At 42.5% G+C, this 19126-nt stretch carries 12 protein-coding genes; 7 read left to right on the forward strand and 5 right to left on the reverse strand.

The features are described 5' to 3' along the window. Positions 1–331: 331 nt before the first annotated feature. The 3 genes from rpsT to H4075_RS14860 all read left to right on the forward strand — a co-directional run bounded on the left by rpsT (position 332) and on the right by H4075_RS14860 (position 3236). The gene (gene rpsT, locus H4075_RS14850) at positions 332–589 is read left to right on the forward strand and encodes a 30S ribosomal protein S20 (RefSeq protein ID WP_182801617.1); all 258 of its coding nucleotides are present in this window, start codon (positions 332–334) and stop codon (positions 587–589) included. Positions 590–765: 176 nt separating this feature from the next. Further along, positions 766–2490: a M14 family metallopeptidase gene (locus H4075_RS14855; protein ID WP_182801618.1), complete on the forward strand. Its 1725-nt coding sequence runs from the start codon at positions 766–768 to the stop codon at positions 2488–2490. A gap of 26 nt (positions 2491–2516) precedes the next feature. Beyond that, complete coding sequence (locus H4075_RS14860) at positions 2517–3236, forward strand: ThuA domain-containing protein (protein WP_182801619.1); 720 nt, start codon at positions 2517–2519, stop codon at positions 3234–3236. Positions 3237–3317: 81 nt separating this feature from the next. Here the strand turns inward: H4075_RS14860 and H4075_RS14865 are convergent, their stop codons facing one another. From H4075_RS14865 to H4075_RS14875, 3 genes are all read right to left on the reverse strand, one after another. Next, positions 3318–4058: an outer membrane beta-barrel protein gene (locus H4075_RS14865; protein WP_182801620.1), complete on the reverse strand. Its 741-nt coding sequence runs from the start codon at positions 4056–4058 to the stop codon at positions 3318–3320. A 186-nt stretch (positions 4059–4244) separates the two neighbouring features. Beyond that, positions 4245–5696, reverse strand: a complete 1452-nt coding sequence (locus H4075_RS14870; RefSeq protein ID WP_182801621.1) for a hypothetical protein — start codon at positions 5694–5696, stop codon at positions 4245–4247. Further along, complete coding sequence (locus H4075_RS14875; RefSeq protein ID WP_182801622.1) at positions 5693–6718, reverse strand: aspartyl protease family protein; 1026 nt, start codon at positions 6716–6718, stop codon at positions 5693–5695. Before H4075_RS14875 ends, H4075_RS14870 begins: the two co-directional genes overlap by 4 nt. A gap of 160 nt (positions 6719–6878) precedes the next feature. Between H4075_RS14875 and H4075_RS14880 the strand changes: the two genes are divergently transcribed. Continuing rightward, positions 6879–7217, forward strand: a complete 339-nt coding sequence (locus H4075_RS14880) for an MmcQ/YjbR family DNA-binding protein (RefSeq protein ID WP_182801623.1) — start codon at positions 6879–6881, stop codon at positions 7215–7217. A 353-nt stretch (positions 7218–7570) separates the two neighbouring features. On the opposite strand, the gene H4075_RS14885 is transcribed toward H4075_RS14880, so the two are convergent. Further along, complete coding sequence (locus H4075_RS14885) at positions 7571–8299, reverse strand: head GIN domain-containing protein (protein WP_182801624.1); 729 nt, start codon at positions 8297–8299, stop codon at positions 7571–7573. A gap of 232 nt (positions 8300–8531) precedes the next feature. Here H4075_RS14885 and guaA point away from each other — a divergent pair, with 232 nt between their 5' ends. From guaA to H4075_RS21830, 3 genes are all read left to right on the forward strand, one after another. Next, positions 8532–10067, forward strand: coding sequence for a glutamine-hydrolyzing GMP synthase (guaA, locus tag H4075_RS14890; RefSeq protein WP_182801625.1), 1536 nt, complete (start codon positions 8532–8534; stop codon positions 10065–10067). A 26-nt stretch (positions 10068–10093) separates the two neighbouring features. Further along, positions 10094–11257 carry a type 1 periplasmic-binding domain-containing protein gene (locus tag H4075_RS14895; RefSeq protein WP_182801626.1) on the forward strand — a complete coding sequence of 388 codons (1164 nt, stop codon included), beginning with the start codon at positions 10094–10096 and terminating at the stop codon, positions 11255–11257. Between the two features lie 92 nt (positions 11258–11349). Further along, entirely contained in the window at positions 11350–11502 is a 153-nt protein-coding gene (locus H4075_RS21830) for a DUF2256 domain-containing protein (RefSeq protein WP_182801627.1), read from the forward strand. A 73-nt stretch (positions 11503–11575) separates the two neighbouring features. Here H4075_RS21830 and H4075_RS14905 read toward each other — a convergent pair whose 3' ends face one another. Beyond that, positions 11576–19003, reverse strand: coding sequence for a YDG domain-containing protein (locus H4075_RS14905; protein ID WP_182801628.1), 7428 nt, complete (start codon positions 19001–19003; stop codon positions 11576–11578). Positions 19004–19126: the final 123 nt, after the last annotated feature.

Genomic DNA, 19126 nt, shown 5'->3' on the forward strand with positions numbered 1-19126 from the left:
TTAAAAAGGAGCACAAATATCGGTTGTTTTCATCAAAGCCGGATAAGAGAGTCCACTTGATTTTGTCATTTTTTGCGCTAATTCACAGGCATTTAGAACGAACAGGTGTTAATCAAAGACCCTCATTTCAGGTTTGATCATTTGTTGTGCATGGTTTGCTGTTACACGGGAACGATTGCGTAAATGTTGAGGCTGAATGTTTCATGAGCCGATGCTTTATCCACAATATGGGTTTACAGCGGTTGAAACTGGCATTTTCGGTCAAAAAATCTATTACCCTTGGCTGAAATTTGAATTTTTCCCCTACCTTTGCCGTCCGAAAAAATAAGATATGGCAAATCATAAGGCTACCAAAAAAGATGTTCGTCAGAGTGCAACCCGCAGAGATCGCAACCGTTATTATGGCAAAACTACCCGTAATGCCATCCGTGATCTGCAGGCGATCGCTACCGGAAAAGAAGCAGGTGAGCAATTACCGGCTGTTGCTTCCATGATCGACAAATTGGCGAAGCGTGGCGTTATTCACAAGAACAAAGCTGCTAACTTAAAGAGCAAGCTTACGAAGAAAGTGAATGCGTTAGCAAAGTAAACTTCCTCTACCGAAAGATATTTTAAACCCGTCTTGTGCAGACGGGTTTTTTTATGGAGTTCATACCTGCATTTACCCGATTACATAAAAAACAACTCTTTTCTGTGCCAGCTTACTTTACTTGCCGTTGCAGGTAAGTCCTGTTCCTTAATTTTATAGCCCCCAACTATTACAACATGAGAAAACTGTTTGTTGCATTATCCGTATTCAGCCTGATCAACAGCTTTGCCCAACTTCCCGTTACACGTTACGAAACATCAAAAGGAAAAGAAAGCGTAACCTATTACGAAGCGATCGATGCCTGGAAAAAGATCGATAAAGCATCTCCCATTGTTTCAATGGTAACGATGGGGCCAACTGATGCCAACGAGCCTTTGCATTTGGTGTTGGTAAGTGCCGATGGAACATTTAAACCGGAACAATGGCAGCAAAAGAATAAAGTAGTGATACTGATCAACAATGGCATCCATCCCGGTGAGCCTGACGGTATTGATGCAAGTATTTCACTGGTGAAAGATATTGTTACAAAGAAGCGTTCATTACCTGCGAACGTGGTGCTGGCAATTATTCCTGTTTATAATATTGGCGGCAGCCTGAATCGCAGCGCCTTTTATCGTGTGAGCCAGGATGGCCCAACTGAAAAAGGATTTCGTGGTAACTCACAAAACTTTGATCTCAATCGTGACTTTATCAAGAATGATTCAAAAGAAGCAAGAAGTTTTGCGCAGATCTTTCATTTGGTGCAGCCCGATATTTTTATTGATAACCATGTAAGCAATGGCGCAGACTATCAACATGTGATGACGCTGCTTACATCGCAACACAATAAGTTGGGTGGCAAGCTTGGTGAATATCTTAATCAAACATTTGAACCGGCTATCTATAAAAGCATGAAGGCAAAAGGTTACGATCTCCTCCCCTACGTGAATAATTTCAGTGATAATCCTGAGAACGGATGGAGTGCTTATTGGGACGGGCCACGCTACAGCAGCGGCTATGCATCGCTATGGAATACATTTGCTTTTGTACCTGAAACGCATATGCTGAAACCTTATCCGCAGCGTGTGGAAGCAACCTATCAACTGATGGTGAGCATGGTGGAGTTTGCAAGCGCCAATCAAACAACCATCAAACAACTTCGTTTACAACAGCAGAAAGACCAACTAACACAACAGCAATTTCCTGTTGGCTTTACACTTGATCGCAGTCGTTTTTCTGAAATATTGTACAAAGGATATGAGGCAGGACGCAAACCAAGTAATGTCTCCGGTTTACCACGTTTGTATTATGATCGTACTAAACCATTTGAAAAGCAGATAAAGTTCTACAATTTCTTTACTCCGAAAAAGATGATCGATAAACCAACAGCTTATGTAATACCACAAGGCTGGTGGAAAGCGATCGACTTGTTACAGATCAACAAAGTGCAAATGCGCCAGTTGAAAAAAGATACAACCATTGAAGTGGAAGTTTACCGGATTGATGATTATAAAGCTGCGCCTCGACCCTATGAAGGTCATCACCTCAATTCAGAGGTAAAGACAAGCAAAACAGTTCAGCAAATGAAATTCCGTAAAGGTGATTGGTATATACCGATGAATCAGAAAGCAAACCGTTTCATTATGGAAGTGCTGGAACCAACCGGTGACGACAGCTATTTTGCCTGGAATTTTTTTGATGGCATCCTCGGACAAAAAGAAGGTTACAGTAGTTATGTATTTGAAGAAACAGCAGAAGAGTTCTTAAAACAAAACCCTGCAGTAAAACAAAAACTCGAAGAACGCCGTGCAACTGATACTGCTTTTGCGAAAAGCGGAAGTGCCCAGCTAAACTTTGTTTTTCAGCATTCACCTTATTATGAACCGATGCATTTACGTTATCCGATATATAGAATAAAGTAACTTCACCCTTCTAAAACAATCAACTCATGCGTTTGCTTCATTTTTTCTTATTGATCAGTTTATCGTTCTTTATTTCATCAGCAGTCACCAAGAAAACAAAAAAGATATTAGTGTTCTCCAAAACAGCAGGCTTTCGTCATGCATCTATTCCAAAAGGGAAAGAAGCGTTGTTATTAATGGGAAAACAAAATAATTTCCTGGTTGATACAACAGAAGATGCCGGTTTCTTTACTGCAGAAACACTGAAGAAATATGATGCTGTTGTTTTCCTGAGCACAACCGGCAACATATTCAACAATGAACAGCAAGCTGCGTTTGAAGCATTCATTCGTTCAGGAAAAGGATTTGTGGGCATACATGCCGCAGCAGATACAGAATACGAATGGCCCTGGTATGGCAAATTGGTTGGTGCGTATTTTGTGAGCCATCCCAAACAACAGAAAGCAAAACTTATGGTAACAGATCATAAACATGCTTCAACCAAACATTTACCCCACGTGTGGGAACGCTTCGATGAATGGTATAATTACAAAAGCAGGAATAATGATGTGAAGGTTTTAATGACGATTGATGAAAGCAGCTACCAAGGTGGTAAAGAAGGCGCTTATCATCCGATGGCCTGGTATCACGAGTTTGATGGTGGTCGTGCTTTTTATACGGCGTTAGGTCATACGGATGAATCGTATAAAGAAGAAGATTTTTTGAAGCATGTGTTGGGTGGGATAAAGTATGCGTTGAAGAAATAGAAAAGCATTTGACATACTGACTTTAGTATTGACTTTAAGCAGGTAAGCCATACTTTGAAAGTATGGCTTACCTGCTTTTTCTCAACCCTTCGGTTTTATTGTAATAACAGGTCCGTATTTTATTTTTGAATAGAATGCATAACTAAGTGTAAGAAACGCCATCCCGTTGCGGGCTTTGTTTTGCTCATCAAGATCAATATCAACCAGGCCATACCTGTAGCCGGCCTGTAACATAACATTGCGTGTAAACCACACACCTGCAGATGCACCAGTAGCCCCATCAAATACTTTTATCTGGCCATGTAGCGGACGACCGGTTTGTTTCTTTGAAAGCAGGTACGAAGCTTCTACGCCAACTCCAACAAAAAACCGTTTGCGTGCACCCACATAAATCTGGAATTGAACAGGCAGGCTGATATAGTTTAAATCAAGTTCGCTGTAGTCACTTTTCCCATCGCCGTTAATATCACCTGATGCAACACGTACTCCGCCCTTGAAGTAAGTAGCCTGCACTTGTACTCTTGCCCGTTCCAACTCTCTTGCATAACCGATACCTAACAGATAACCCGGCTTCTGTTCCATTTTATAACGGCTGAGTAAATTTGTATTATGCGTTTGTGACATAGTGCCCCCTGCACTTACAGTTAAAAGATTGGGTGCCGGCGGAAGTGAATCTGAACTTTCACCTTCAACCCCACCAAGCTTGAGAAGATAATCTGTACTTGCCCGCTGGGTATCTACTGCCTGTGTTATCTTTTTATTTTGTGCATGTGCAGCAAATGAACTGATGCTTAGTAAAGCAATTATCAGAAATTGTTTCATGGTAGAACAGTTTAGGTTTTTGTTTTCGCAAAGCGATAAAGTTTTTTATTTACTGCTTCACAGAACAAAGAAACTGTTCATAAGAATTACTTACAGCATACCGTTTAGTTTACGGTATTCGAAATTGATTTAAAGGAAAATAAGCAGAGTCTTACTTTGAGGTTGGCCCTCATTATTCATTATTCATCACTCCTCCCTCGTCCACATCACCGAATTCTCTTCTCCAAATTCATTTGGTTCACGGAGTTCATTAGCAGGATCAACGATCCACTTTCCATCAACAACAAATTTATAAACATGCTTGCCGGGAGCAAGATGTTGTTCAATAACCCATTCATTTCCTTCTTTGTGCATAGCAAATGAACCGGGTGACCAGTTATTAAAACTACCGGCAACACAAATGCGTTTTGCATTGGTATATCCTTTTAACCGGAATGTATAGTTGGGCGAAAGGATCAATGTTTCATTTGGTTTTTCTTTACCGGTTACAGCATCAACAGGTTTTCTTCCATCCACTTCAAATGTATATTCATAATTGCCATGGCCCAATACATAAGGAAATATCCAACCGCTGTCTGTTTTCTGCATCGGTAATTCATAATTCCGCCATTGGTTAAATGAGCCCATCAACATTACTTTCTTTGCATAGAGGTTTCCCTTTAAAAAGAAAACATGCGGCTTACCTATGCAGACCACTGAATTGGTTTCGCCAAATTCATTGGGGTATTGTTCGGGATTTGCAGGATCAGCAAACCAATTTCCATCAGCAATAAAACGATAGGTATGTGTGCCTTCCGCTAAGTAAACGTGTTTGATCCAACCCTCCCCCCAACGTTCAAGTTTCAGTGCATTCTCGTCCCAGTTATTAAAACTACCGGCAACGTTCACTTTTTTTACATTGGTATAACCAGCCAATGTAAATACATAGTTTGTTTTGTAGTACACCGAGTTATCATTGCCTTCACCATCATTTTCAAATAATTCATTGTCCTTGTCTATTGTCCATTTATCATCCACAATAAACTTATAGTAATGTTTGCCGGGGCCAAGTTTCACAACAGCGATCCATCCACTGTCAACTTTCTTCATTGATAATGCTTCAGGATTCCAGTTATTGAATGTTCCTGCCAGCATTACTTTCTTCGCATTGGTATTGCCTTTACAGAAAAAAGTAACCAACGAATCTCTTACAGCAAACGGATACTTTTTTACAAACCGATTCACACCATACTGCGGTTCTTTATTGGCAAAACCATATCCGTTATTAAAATATTTTTGTGCCAGTAGTATTTTTTCAACAGGATCTGTGAGTTTATCTGCCGCTAACATGTTTTTACTCAGCACCAGCAGTTCCCCATTGTTGAGGTTAATATCCCAGCCAAGTTTCAATAACGAATCGGGACGGTTGCTTTTGAAAAAGTTTTTCAGATCAAGTTCCTGCAAATTATACTGCACAATAAAACTGTCTAACGAAACAGCGGTTAAATTTTTGGTGAGTGTAATATAAATATGCCCATTCTTCACCACAAACGATTTAATGGGCGGTTGTGCCCGGGCGTTACTGCATACAAATAACAGCAGCAACACAGGCAGCAACAGCTTCCGTAAACGGGTAAAAAAAGATATGTTCCGCATCATTTCCATATATACATCTTACGCTTTACAAAGTTAAACCCAATTTTGTGCATGGAGAGAAAATCGAAACCAAGCATTCCATCTAAACACCTGTCATAAGCAAAACACATTTTCGCAAGGTTTGTTACCAACACCGGCATGCTTTTGATGTCCCTCTCCCCTATCTTCAGGTTACTCATATCACCATACAATGCATCCACTTTTTTATTACCTGCACCATTCAATACCATGCGGCGGGTGATTGTAACATTGCCTAATACGTTTTCAGATAACCGGCTGTCGATCACATTTGATTCTGCGCCGGTATCAACAAGAAAGGTGAGTTTTTTAGTTCCCACTTTACCATAAGTAAGTATTTTATTCTGTAAGATATCGATTGCGAATACCGAATAGGTGGATGTATCTGCAAGCATAGCATGCTGATAATTTTTTCCGTCTTTTTTTGTGATGTGATGCAGATGAATTTCGCTGTTCTCATAATCAATGATCATTTCAAACTGTTTAAACAACTGCACACCCAGCAGTCCGAATATTTTGATCCCTTTACTATTTTCAATGTGACCGAGATTGATACGATCGGCTTCCACTTTAAAATAATTTGCTGCTCCAAAAGATAATTTCTTCACCGTAGTATGCCCATAGCCTGCTACTGAACCTGTAATACCGCCACCCTCTTCACCCGCATAATGTTCTGTTACCGGATAATCCCTGAAATAAGTCATGTTAAGAATTAAACCCGGTGCACCCGTATCAAGAATAAAACTTCCTTCAATTGCATCGGCCTTTGCTTTAATGAGAATAAGATTTCCTGCACGACTGAAGGGAAGAATAAAATCTGCACTGTCTGTTGTAACGACGGGATCACGTTCGAATGGGTTGTCAGCGGAGTTTTTTTGCTGTGCATTTCCGTAACCCAACACAGCCTTCAACGAGTCTTTACCGGCAACTTGTTGTGCCTTGCTGTTCGCCACAGTTAATAACATAACTGCGGCAACCAATAGCTTTACCGGTGATGATGATGACATAAGGTTTAATACAAAACAAAAATAGCAATGCAGATTTTTATTTAATTACCAACAAACAACTGCTGTAACCACTCGGCTATTTTAACATTATACGTTTTGCGGCGTTGAAAGGTTACGGAAAACAGCTTTTCTGTTTTCAGTTGAATGAGTATCTTATCCTATGATTTCGCTTAAAACATTTCGTGAACTTGCACTTTCCTATGCCGAAGTAACCGAGCAGCCGCATTTTGAAAAAGCATCGTTCCGTGTGAAAAAGAAAATCTTTGTTACACTTGATGAAGCAAAGAATATTGCCTGCGTAAAATTTTCTGAAACTGATCAATCGGTTTTTTGTCTCATTGATCAAACACTCATCTGGCCTGTACCCAACAAATGGGGCAAACAGGGCTGGACGCTCATTAACCTCAAAAAAATAAAAAAGGATTTGCTGAAAGATGCACTTACTGCTGCTTATTGCAGTGTGGCGCCAAAAGCATTGGCGGCGTTGTATAAGAAGTAACACTCAGTCACTGACGACTTTTTGTGCAGCAAAAGAAACCCACCCCAACCTCCCGCTTTACGGGACAAGCTCTCCCAAGGAGGGAAGAAATGAAAAATCCCCCGAAATACGGAGGACTTTCCTTTACCCAAAAACACCTTAAATAGATCAAGTTCTCAAAACGGGTATATAAATGAATTTACAAAAGGGTTCAAACAATCGCTTTCAATGGTCGGAGTTCGTTTTTTCGGAATGGATCTAAAAACGGAGCCGACGCAAAGGTAAAGCGTCGGCTCAAGCGGCAGGGAACAAATGCGTCGCTTCCATGCCTTAAAAAGTTCAGTTCTGCTTTTATAACATTTTCATGGCAAATTTTACTCTTTAATGAGGTTTCCCGAGCCTGCCAGCTTCGATTTGATATCGGCCGGATTACCATAATAATGAATATCACCTCCTCCGGCAACACGCACGTCCAGTTTCATACTGGCAAATAACCAAACATTGCCCGAACCTGCAATACTGATCTTTGCATTCTCAGCTTTCAGGTCTTTCATCATCACATCACCACTGCCGGCCACATCAATGTCAAGATCACGGGTGTTGCCAAAACCCTCGGCCTTGCCACTGCCTGAAATATTTACATCAACCTGTGGGGCATTCACTTCCAGCAATTTAATATCGCCGCTGCCGGCAATGCTTAGTTTGATTTTTTCGGTAGAAGTAATTTTTGTTTCAGCCACCATATTCCCGCTACCAGCGAGGCTTACACTTTTGTATTTGGGTGATTTCACATACACTTTAATATCCTGGGAAGGCCGGATATTCATACCACTTTTTGTGCGGATGCGGAGTACGCCATCCTCAACCGTTGTTTGAATATACTTCATCAGGTTTTCATCGGCCTCGATCCTGATCTCATTTGATTCGGCCTGGGAAAAAAATACATCAAATGACCCGGAAGCTTTTACAGCATCAAAGCTTCCCTCACTACGGTTGCTTGTGATAATGTTGCCATTGCCTTTAACCCGTCTTGTTGTGCAGGAACTGAGTACGAAGCCTGAAATAAAGAGAAGAAGAGCTCCGTAGAAAAATTTAGTACGCATGTTGTTTTTTTTTGGTTTAATGGTATGATAAGAATGTGCACAATGAGACGTTTGCCTGCCGTTAACGGTTACAATTGTTGCTCACCATACAGTTAAAAAGGGTTAAAGCCGGAGCGAGACAAATGTAAAACAAAAGATATGGATGAAAAAAATGAAACGAACAGATGTTTTCCCCATGAAGATGTTCATCTCTTTCGGGGTATGAGGGCTTTTTTATTACCTTCGCCGCACAATGACAGAAAAGATTCTCATCCTCGATTTTGGCTCGCAATATACCCAGCTGATAGCCCGTGCAGTACGTGAAGCAAATGTGTACTGCGAGATCACTCCGTATCACAAACCAATTGTAAAAGACGAATTCCTGAAAGGTATTATCCTTTCAGGCAGCCCGTTCTCTGTAAATGATGCCAACGCACCGTTTGTTGATGTGGAACTGCTCACCAAATCGCTTCCTGTTCTGGGGATTTGTTACGGTGCACAGTTAACTGCCAAACAACTTGGCGGGCGTGTAGAAAAAAGTGAGAAACGTGAATACGGGAGAGCGACTTTACGTAAAAAAGAAGATGATGTTTTATTAAAAGATGTAAGCGATGTATCGCAGGTGTGGATGAGCCATGCTGACACAATTCTTGAATTGCCAAAAGGATTCGAACTGATGGCAGTAACTGATTCAATTCCTATAGCTGCTTTCCGTGCAAACGGATCGTACGATCATCCGCTTTATGGCTTACAGTTTCATCCTGAAGTTTATCATTCAACTGAAGGGAAAAAGATCCTCAAAAACTTTTTGATGGATATCTGCGGTTGCAAAGGCGAGTGGACACCTGCTTCTTTTGTAAATGAAACAGTAGATGCATTAAAGAAACAGATCGGCAACCGTAAAGTGATCATGGCATTAAGTGGTGGCGTTGATTCTACTGTTGCAGCAACATTGATCCATAGAGCCATCGGCAAAAATCTTTTCGGCATTTTTGTTGATAACGGCGTGTTACGTAAAGATGAATTTCAACAGGTGCTTGATACCTACGCAACAATTGGGTTGAATGTAAAAGGTGTTGATGCACGTGAACATTTTTATACCAAACTTGCAGGTAAAAGTAATCCTGAAGAAAAAAGAAAGATCATTGGCGGCACCTTCATTGAAGTGTTCGACCGTGAAGCACATACTATTGAAGGTGTTGAATTGCTGGGACAAGGAACGATCTATCCCGATGTGATTGAAAGTGTGAGTGTGCATGGTCCATCAGTAACCATCAAATCGCATCACAACGTTGGAGGTTTACCTGATACCATGAAACTGGAACTGGTAGAACCGCTACGTTATTTATTTAAAGATGAAGTACGCAGAGTTGGTGCAGAGTTGGGTATTCCTGCTGATCTGCTGAACCGTCACCCCTTCCCCGGCCCGGGATTAGCTATTCGTATTTTGGGAGAGATAACAGAAGAGAAAGTTGATCTGTTACAACGTGCTGATGCCATCTTCATCAATGGATTAAAAGAACATAACCTTTACGATAAAGTTTGGCAGGCAGGCGCTATCCTGTTACCGGTGCAAAGTGTGGGTGTAATGGGTGATGAACGTACGTATGAATTTACCCTGGCGTTAAGAGCAGTTACTTCTGTTGATGGCATGACTGCCGACTGGGCACACTTGCCTTATGAATTTCTGGCACATATTTCGAATGAGATCATCAACAAAGTAAGAGGCATTAACCGGGTGGTGTACGATATCAGCAGCAAACCACCTGCAACCATCGAGTGGGAATAATCATCTGCTGTTGAGAGATCAACTATATGAAAAAACTTCTTTTTGTATTCGCATTAATTGCTACAACTGCTGCCGTAAACGCACAGGATACAATAAAAAAATACCGTGTGGGTATTTTTGCCAGCCTGTTTTTGGATTCATCGTTTGCAGGCAGTACCTATAAGTTCACGAATCAAATGCCGAGGCATATATTGCCCGGCCTTGACTTTGTGCAAGGTGCGTTACTGGCGGTTGATTCACTCAGTAACAGTAATAAGAATCTTGAAGTAACGGTGTATGATCTGCGTTCGGCTGATCAAAGCATTACTGCACTTCGTTCAAAAAATATTTTTGATTCGTTAGATCTGATGATCGGTTCTGTAACAGGAACAGATTACCGTTCATTGGCCGATCTTGCATTGCAGAAAAATATTCCGTTTGTATCAGCCACTTTTCCAAATGATGGTGGTGTAACAAATAATCCTTTCACTCTTATCGTTAACTCTACCCTTCCTGTTCATTGCGAAGCAATGTATAATTTTATTATGCGCAATAGTCCTACTGCAAATTTGGTTTATGTACGCCGCAAAGGACAACAGGAAGATCGACTTGCTTCGTATTTCAATTCATTTAACAAGAGTGCAAGTGGTGGACAGTTATTAAAATGGAAGACCGTTGTCTTGAGTGATGATTTCAGTCCGGCTGTTCTCACTGCAAATCTCGACAGCACCAAAAACAATTTCATCATCTGCGGATCATTAGATGAAGTGTTTGGGATGAAACTTGTGAATGCAGCCAACAGTGTCCGCAAAACCTATGACATGGAATTGATGGGCATGCCCACCTGGGATGGTATGAAAGATCTTACAAAACCTGAGTATAAAGATTTACCTGTTTATCACACATCAACTTTTTTTAATACCGGTACTGTTGCTTATACAAGCTTCACACACAAGTTCACCAGTCTCACCTATGGCCGCCCTTCAGATGTGGCTTATAAAGGATATGAGCTGAGCTGGCATTTCATCAATCTTTTATTGAAGTATGACAATGAGTTGATGCAGCATATCAATGAACGAACATTCCGTTTGTTTACAGAGTATGATTTCAAACCGATATTGAATAACAGCAACGGCCGCCCTGATTACTTCGAGAACAAACGCATCTATATTCTGAAGCGTAGTAATAATTTAGTTTCAAGAATGAATTAAGGAAGTCTGAAAAAAGATTTTCTCTACCACCTCACTTGACAGTTTCAATCTTGTAATAAGCAACATTTTCGTGCTTGGTTTGTTGTAGTTGCATGTCGCATAAGAAACAGCATTTGCAACAAAAGATCTGCGTTGTTTGTAACCGACCATTTACCTGGCGAAAGAAATGGGAGAAGGTTTGGGACGAAGTAAAGTATTGCAGCGAACGTTGCAAACGAACAAAGCCAACAACCAAGTCTTCCTGATACAGCATTAAAAAAAGCCGATTGCTTTCGCAACCGGCTTTCAGTTTACTGAAGATTACTCTTACCCTTTTTATCAGTCTCTCGAAATCTTAACCAGTTTCACCAGCTTGCGGTTTGCTCCCTGTGTCACCTCCGCAAAGTAGGTTCCTTGTGTGTACTTGCTTCCAAGCTCAATCACCTGGCCCGCATATAAATTCTGTTTTACTTCAATGAGTCGGCCATTCACATCCACCACTTTCACGGTAAACTTCTCCTGCATGTTATTGCTTTGCAATTGCAGACGGAAGGTTGTGAGTGATGGGTTGCCGAGAACTTTGACGTTGAATGCATCAAATGCCTGATTGAAAGTTGATCTAATAAGAGGTGCATCAGTGATAGTCGAATTTTCGATTTTAACTGAATTTAAACTACAAGGTACTGCTCCACCAACATACACTTTACTACCTGCAGCAACAGGTTGCTGTATAGTTTTTACTCCATCCCAACTATTAGAGAACCAGATACCACCCGCTTTTCGATAAAGCGTAATAGCTAACTTCTGATCGCAACCATTTTGATATGCTGTCATCTGGAATGTTGAGCCACCTTCAATTGCTTCAACGTATCCATCAAATTGTTCTACCAGATTTGCCTTAGCACTGAATGTTCCTGTTGGTGCAACAACATTCATTGATGCAATTGCATTTGTTGTAACAATATAGGTGTGCAGTTTGCTGTCGAGTATTCCATCACGGGTATAATAACTGTTAATCATGATCTTCACTTTACCCTTCGGATTAGTTCCGGATTTTGTGTATTGAACATCAAACTGGTAATCTGTACACAAGCCCGGAGCTCCTTTAATATAACCGGCCGAAAGGTTTGATGTAGCCGGATTAACCAGCCTGCTGCCTCCGCAAATAAAACCACCCGGTATTGGTTTAGATACAGAAACGATAACCTGTGACAGACCGCAGTTTATTAAATCTTCGTTTGTATATGCGCCGGTTACCAATACGCCTATCTGGTAGTTTGCCGCATTTTGTGAACCGATATCAAACTGAACAATTGCGCTTGCAAAACCTAAAGAGCCATCATTAATATCCACGAGGCCAACAGGTATATCTTTCGCACTTGGTATTGGTGACCATACACCGTTATTTACATAACAGAATGTAACCTTCGCACCTCTTACATCGCCTTTCGGATCATTTTTATCCTTAATCATTGCTGTCATTGTAACAGTTCCTCTACTTGAATTAGGGCCGGTTGTCCATGCAAATACATCACCCGTATAGAATCCTTTTGCATCATACGGATCGGCGTCTCTGGCAACTACTGTAAGAGGTTTTGTACCTGAACTTCCATCATAGTTTGCATTTGAACTTGTAAATACAGCATACACTGTATACCCAGCTGGAAGATTTGTTACCTGCTTGATCAATGTCGCTTCTACAGAACCATCTGGTGATCCTGGAATAGGAACAACTGTCGCACTACCATAGTCGGTAGCAGACGCAAGTGTTGCGCCAATCCAGAAATGAACCGAACCTGTTAAGGAAGATCCGGTATTAAGCGGAGTTACCCGTGCAGTCATTGTTAGGTTATCCATATAACGAACACTTGGTGCACTTGTGATAAGTGTAGTTGTAGTAGATGCCAGTAGTATTGTTGCTGATGTCGTAGCCGTTGTATTAACAAGATTGTAATTAGCGGCATCTGTTCCGCCAATCTCTATTCCACTTACGTTTATAACCCATGTGCCGACATTTGCATTTGCAAAATTTGCCGTAGTATATGACGCCGTTACCACATCGCCACTTATCTTATTGGTAAACAAGTTAACAGTTGCTATGGTGTTGCCATCATATATTTTATCTATACCATTAGCTGTTACAGTAATATCTCTCACAGTAATGTCGGCCTGGGTTGTACTTACAGATACAAGGTTATAGTTGCCCGCATCTGCACCACTCAGTGTTGCTCCTGTTAACGTCACTGTTTTATTTACACCTACATTCTTCGTATCGAACGTTGCTGTGCCGCCAACAAGACTTACAACATCATTCGGGAAGATCACTGCCACACTACGTGAACCGGTGGTTACCACCGCCGCTGTTGTTGCATCATAAACTTTATCATCGGCAAGGAACGATCCTGTTACATCAAAGGCGGTAATGTCGGCCTGGGTTGTACTTACAGATACAAGGTTATAGTTGCCCGCATCTGCACCACTCAGTGTTGCTCCTGTTAACGTCACTGTTTTATTTACACCTACATTCTTCGTATCGAACGTTGCTGTGCCGCCAACAAGACTTACAACATCATTCGGGAAGATCACTGCCACACTACGTGAACCGGTGGTTACCACCGCCGCTGTTGTTGCATCATAAACTTTATCATCGGCAAGGAACGATCCTGTTACATCAAAGGCGGTAATGTCGGCCTGGGTTGTACTTACAGATACAAGGTTATAGTTGCCCGCATCTGCACCACTCAGTGTTGCTCCTGTTAACGTCACTGTTTTATTTACACCTACATTCTTCGTATCGAACGTTGCTGTGCCGCCAACAAGACTTACAACATCATTCGGGAAGATCACTGCCACACTACGTGAACCGGTGGTTACCACCGCCGCTGTTGTTGCATCATAAACTTTATCATCGGCAAGGAACGATCCTGTTACATCAAAGGCGGTAATGTCGGCCTGGGTTGTACTTACAGATACAAGGTTATAGTTGCCCGCATCTGCACCACTCAGTGTTGCTCCTGTTAACGTCACTGTTTTATTTACACCTACATTCTTCGTATCGAACGTTGCTGTGCCGCCAACAAGACTTACAACATCATTCGGGAAGATCACTGCCACACTACGTGAACCGGTGGTTACCACCGCCGCTGTTGTTGCATCATAAACTTTATCATCGGCAAGGAACGATCCTGTTACATCAAAGGCGGTAATGTCGGCCTGGGTTGTACTTACAGATACAAGGTTATAGTTGCCCGCATCTGCACCACTCAGTGTTGCTCCTGTTAACGTCACTGTTTTATTTACACCTACATTCTTCGTATCGAACGTTGCTGTGCCGCCAACAAGACTTACAACATCATTCGGGAAGATCACTGCCACACTACGTGAACCGGTGGTTACCACCGCCGCTGTTGTTGCATCATAAACTTTATCATCGGCAAGGAACGATCCTGTTACATCAAAGGCGGTAATGTCGGCCTGGGTTGTACTTACAGATACAAGGTTATAGTTGCCCGCATCTGCACCACTCAGTGTTGCTCCTGTTAACGTCACTGTTTTATTTACACCTACATTCTTCGTATCGAACGTTGCTGTGCCGCCAACAAGACTTACAACATCATTCGGGAAGATCACTGCCACACTACGTGAACCGGTGGTTACCACCGCCGCTGTTGTTGCATCATAAACTTTATCATCGGCAAGGAACGATCCTGTTACATCAAAGGCGGTAATGTCGGCCTGGGTTGTACTTACAGATACAAGGTTATAGTTGCCCGCATCTGCACCACTCAGTGTTGCTCCTGTTAACGTCACTGTTTTATTTACACCTACATTCTTCGTATCGAACGTTGCTGTGCCGCCAACAAGACTTACAACATCATTCGGGAAGATCACTGCCACACTACGTGAACCGGTGGTTACCACCGCCGCTGTTGTTGCATCATAAACTTTATCATCGGCAAGGAACGATCCTGTTACATCAAAGGCGGTAATGTCGGCCTGGGTTGTACTTACAGATACAAGGTTATAGTTGCCCGCATCTGCACCACTCAGTGTTGCTCCTGTTAACGTCACTGTTTTATTTACACCTACATTCTTCGTATCGAACGTTGCTGTGCCGCCAACAAGACTTACAACATCATTCGGGAAGATCACTGCCACACTACGTGAACCGGTGGTTACCACCGCCGCTGTTGTTGCATCATAAACTTTATCATCGGCAAGGAACGATCCTGTTACATCAAAGGCGGTAATGTCGGCCTGGGTTGTACTTACAGATACAAGGTTATAGTTGCCCGCATCTGCACCACTCAGTGTTGCTCCTGTTAACGTCACTGTTTTATTTACACCTACATTCTTCGTATCGAACGTTGCTGTGCCGCCAACAAGACTTACAACATCATTCGGGAAGATCACTGCCACACTACGTGAACCGGTGGTTACCACCGCCGCTGTTGTTGCATCATAAACTTTATCATCGGCAAGGAACGATCCTGTTACATCAAAGGCGGTAATGTCGGCCTGGGTTGTACTTACAGATACAAGGTTATAGTTGCCCGCATCTGCACCACTCAGTGTTGCTCCTGTTAACGTCACTGTTTTATTTACACCTACATTCTTCGTATCGAACGTTGCTGTGCCGCCAACAAGACTTACAACATCATTCGGGAAGATCACTGCCACACTACGTGAACCGGTGGTTACCACCGCCGCTGTTGTTGCATCATAAACTTTATCATCGGCAAGGAACGATCCTGTTACATCAAAGGCGGTAATGTCGGCCTGGGTTGTACTTACAGATACAAGGTTATAGTTGCCCGCATCTGCACCACTCAGTGTTGCTCCTGTTAACGTCACTGTTTTATTTACACCTACATTCTTCGTATCGAACGTTGCTGTGCCGCCAACAAGACTTACAACATCATTCGGGAAGATCACTGCCACACTACGTGAACCGGTGGTTACCACCGCCGCTGTTGTTGCATCATAAACTTTATCATCGGCAAGGAACGATCCTGTTACATCAAAGGCGGTAATGTCGGCCTGGGTTGTACTTACAGATACAAGGTTATAGTTGCCCGCATCTGCACCACTCAGTGTTGCTCCTGTTAACGTCACTGTTTTATTTACACCTACATTCTTCGTATCGAACGTTGCTGTGCCGCCAACAAGACTTACAACATCATTCGGGAAGATCACTGCCACACTACGTGAACCGGTGGTTACCACCGCCGCTGTTGTTGCATCATAAACTTTATCATCGGCAAGGAACGATCCTGTTACATCAAAGGCGGTAATGTCGGCCTGGGTTGTACTTACAGATACAAGGTTATAGTTGCCCGCATCTGCACCACTCAGTGTTGCTCCTGTTAACGTCACTGTTTTATTTACACCTACATTCTTCGTATCGAACGTTGCTGTGCCGCCAACAAGACTTACAACATCATTCGGGAAGATCACTGCCACACTACGTGAACCGGTGGTTACCACCGCCGCTGTTGTTGCATCATAAACTTTATCATCGGCAAGGAACGATCCTGTTACATCAAAGGCGGTAATGTCGGCCTGGGTTGTACTTACAGATACAAGGTTATAGTTGCCCGCATCTGCACCACTCAGTGTTGCTCCTGTTAACGTCACTGTTTTATTTACACCTACATTCTTCGTATCGAACGTTGCTGTGCCGCCAACAAGACTTACAACATCATTCGGGAAGATCACTGCCACACTACGTGAACCGGTGGTTACCACCGCCGCTGTTGTTGCATCATAAACTTTATCATCGGCAAGGAACGATCCTGTTACATCAAAGGCGGTAATGTCGGCCTGGGTTGTACTTACAGATACAAGGTTATAGTTGCCCGCATCTGCACCACTCAGTGTTGCTCCTGTTAACGTCACTGTTTTATTTACACCTACATTCTTCGTATCGAACGTTGCTGTGCCGCCAACAAGACTTACAACATCATTCGGGAAGATCACTGCCACACTACGTGAACCGGTGGTTACCACCGCCGCTGTTGTTGCATCATAAACTTTATCATCGGCAAGGAACGATCCTGTTACATCAAAGGCGGTAATGTCGGCCTGGGTTGTACTTACAGATACAAGGTTATAGTTGCCCGCATCTGCACCACTCAGTGTTGCTCCTGTTAACGTCACTGTTTTATTTACACCTACATTCTTCGTATCGAACGTTGCTGTGCCGCCAACAAGACTTACAACATCATTCGGGAAGATCACTGCCACACTACGTGAACCGGTGGTTACCACCGCCGCTGTTGTTGCATCATAAACTTTATCATCGGCAAGGAACGATCCTGTTACATCAAAGGCGGTAATGTCGGCCTGGGTTGTACTTACAGATACAAGGTTATAGTTGCCCGCATCTGCACCACTCAGTGTTGCTCCTGTTAACGTCACTGTTTTATTTACACCTACATTCTTCGTATCGAACGTTGCTGTGCCGCCAACAAGACTTACAACATCATTCGGGAAGATCACTGCCACACTACGTGAACCGGTGGTTACCACCGCCGCTGTTGTTGCATCATAAACTTTATCATCGGCAAGGAACGATCCTGTTACATCAAAGGCGGTGACTGTTAAAATAGCCTCAGCACTTGTTGCGGAAGGGGAACAATCGCCACTTACCAAAACACGATATTTTATACCGCTCATGGCAACTGTTGGTTTTGACAAACCTAAGGTTGCCGTAGTTGCTCCAGAATAAATACCACCATCAATGATATTAGTAAAAGGAGCAGCTCCAATTTTTTGCTGCCATTGGTAAGTTAATGTGCCTGAACCAGCACCAACGACTGTGAACGACGTAGCCGAACCATAAGTAATAATAGAATTTTGAGGTTGCGTACTAATTGTAGTTGATGCATTTACAATAACGCTCGGCTGACTTCCAGGATTAAGTACAGTTCCTATATCTGGATATTTAGTACCCGAAAAATTGGCTCCTACCCATGCCTCAGTTGCCCATAAATAAGGATTTACAGGGGAGGGTGGGGCGTTGGCAGTAAAAGTTATAAATACAGATTCAGTTGGATCAATTCTATTAGCATTATTGTTATTCCCGTCAGCATCAAATTCAATAAATCCCGGCGTACTCAAACTTACAGTCCAATCGAGAGAGTTATCTGTAATTGTTATGCCAGTAAATCCTAATGGGATAGCAATTCTAACGGAGCCCAATCTTGCATTCTGACCCGAAGGAGTTTCGCCGGGGCCAGTAGAAGTATTGTTAGAAATAGTAATCGTATAAGAGCCAGTCGTTCCAGCACAAACAGAAGAAGGAGTACTTGTAATAGACGCACTAAAGAACAATGCATCTGTAAATGTGGTAACAGCAACGAGCCCCGAACTTTGGCCGGTAGCTGTAAGCGTAAAAGTAACACCGAGATGATTTTCCTTGATAAGAAATTCCTTACTGTATATTTTGCCATCAGCATCAGCTACCGCAACCAAATCATGGGGAAGCAAACAAGTTGCGGGCTTCGGATCTTCCTCAACGTCTAAGGTTACCGTTTCTCCGGGTTGCCAGCCTGTACCAGTAATTACAACTGTATCCCCGGGTTGATAATCCGGCTTATCCGTTGTCACCGTTGCCTGCCCCACAACCCCACTCATCATCGCCACACTCATCACGAGCATCGCAAAACGCAGCAGTATTTTTTTAGATGGTAACAAAAAATAAAAAGGAGTTAGCAATGCGGTAGTAGCACGCTGATTAACTGACAAGGAAAGCAGTTGTGGCATAAAAAGGGGTTTAATGTGGACGGCTCGCAAAGAAAATATGGACTCTTGGGTGGCTTTGGAAGGAATGGAAATAGACACAAACACATAGAACAAACTATGCAATGCACTATAAATTAATGTTCA

Origin of the sequence: Lacibacter sediminis (assembly GCF_014168535.1) — a bacterium.
GTDB classification, from domain to species: domain Bacteria; phylum Bacteroidota; class Bacteroidia; order Chitinophagales; family Chitinophagaceae; genus Lacibacter; species Lacibacter sediminis.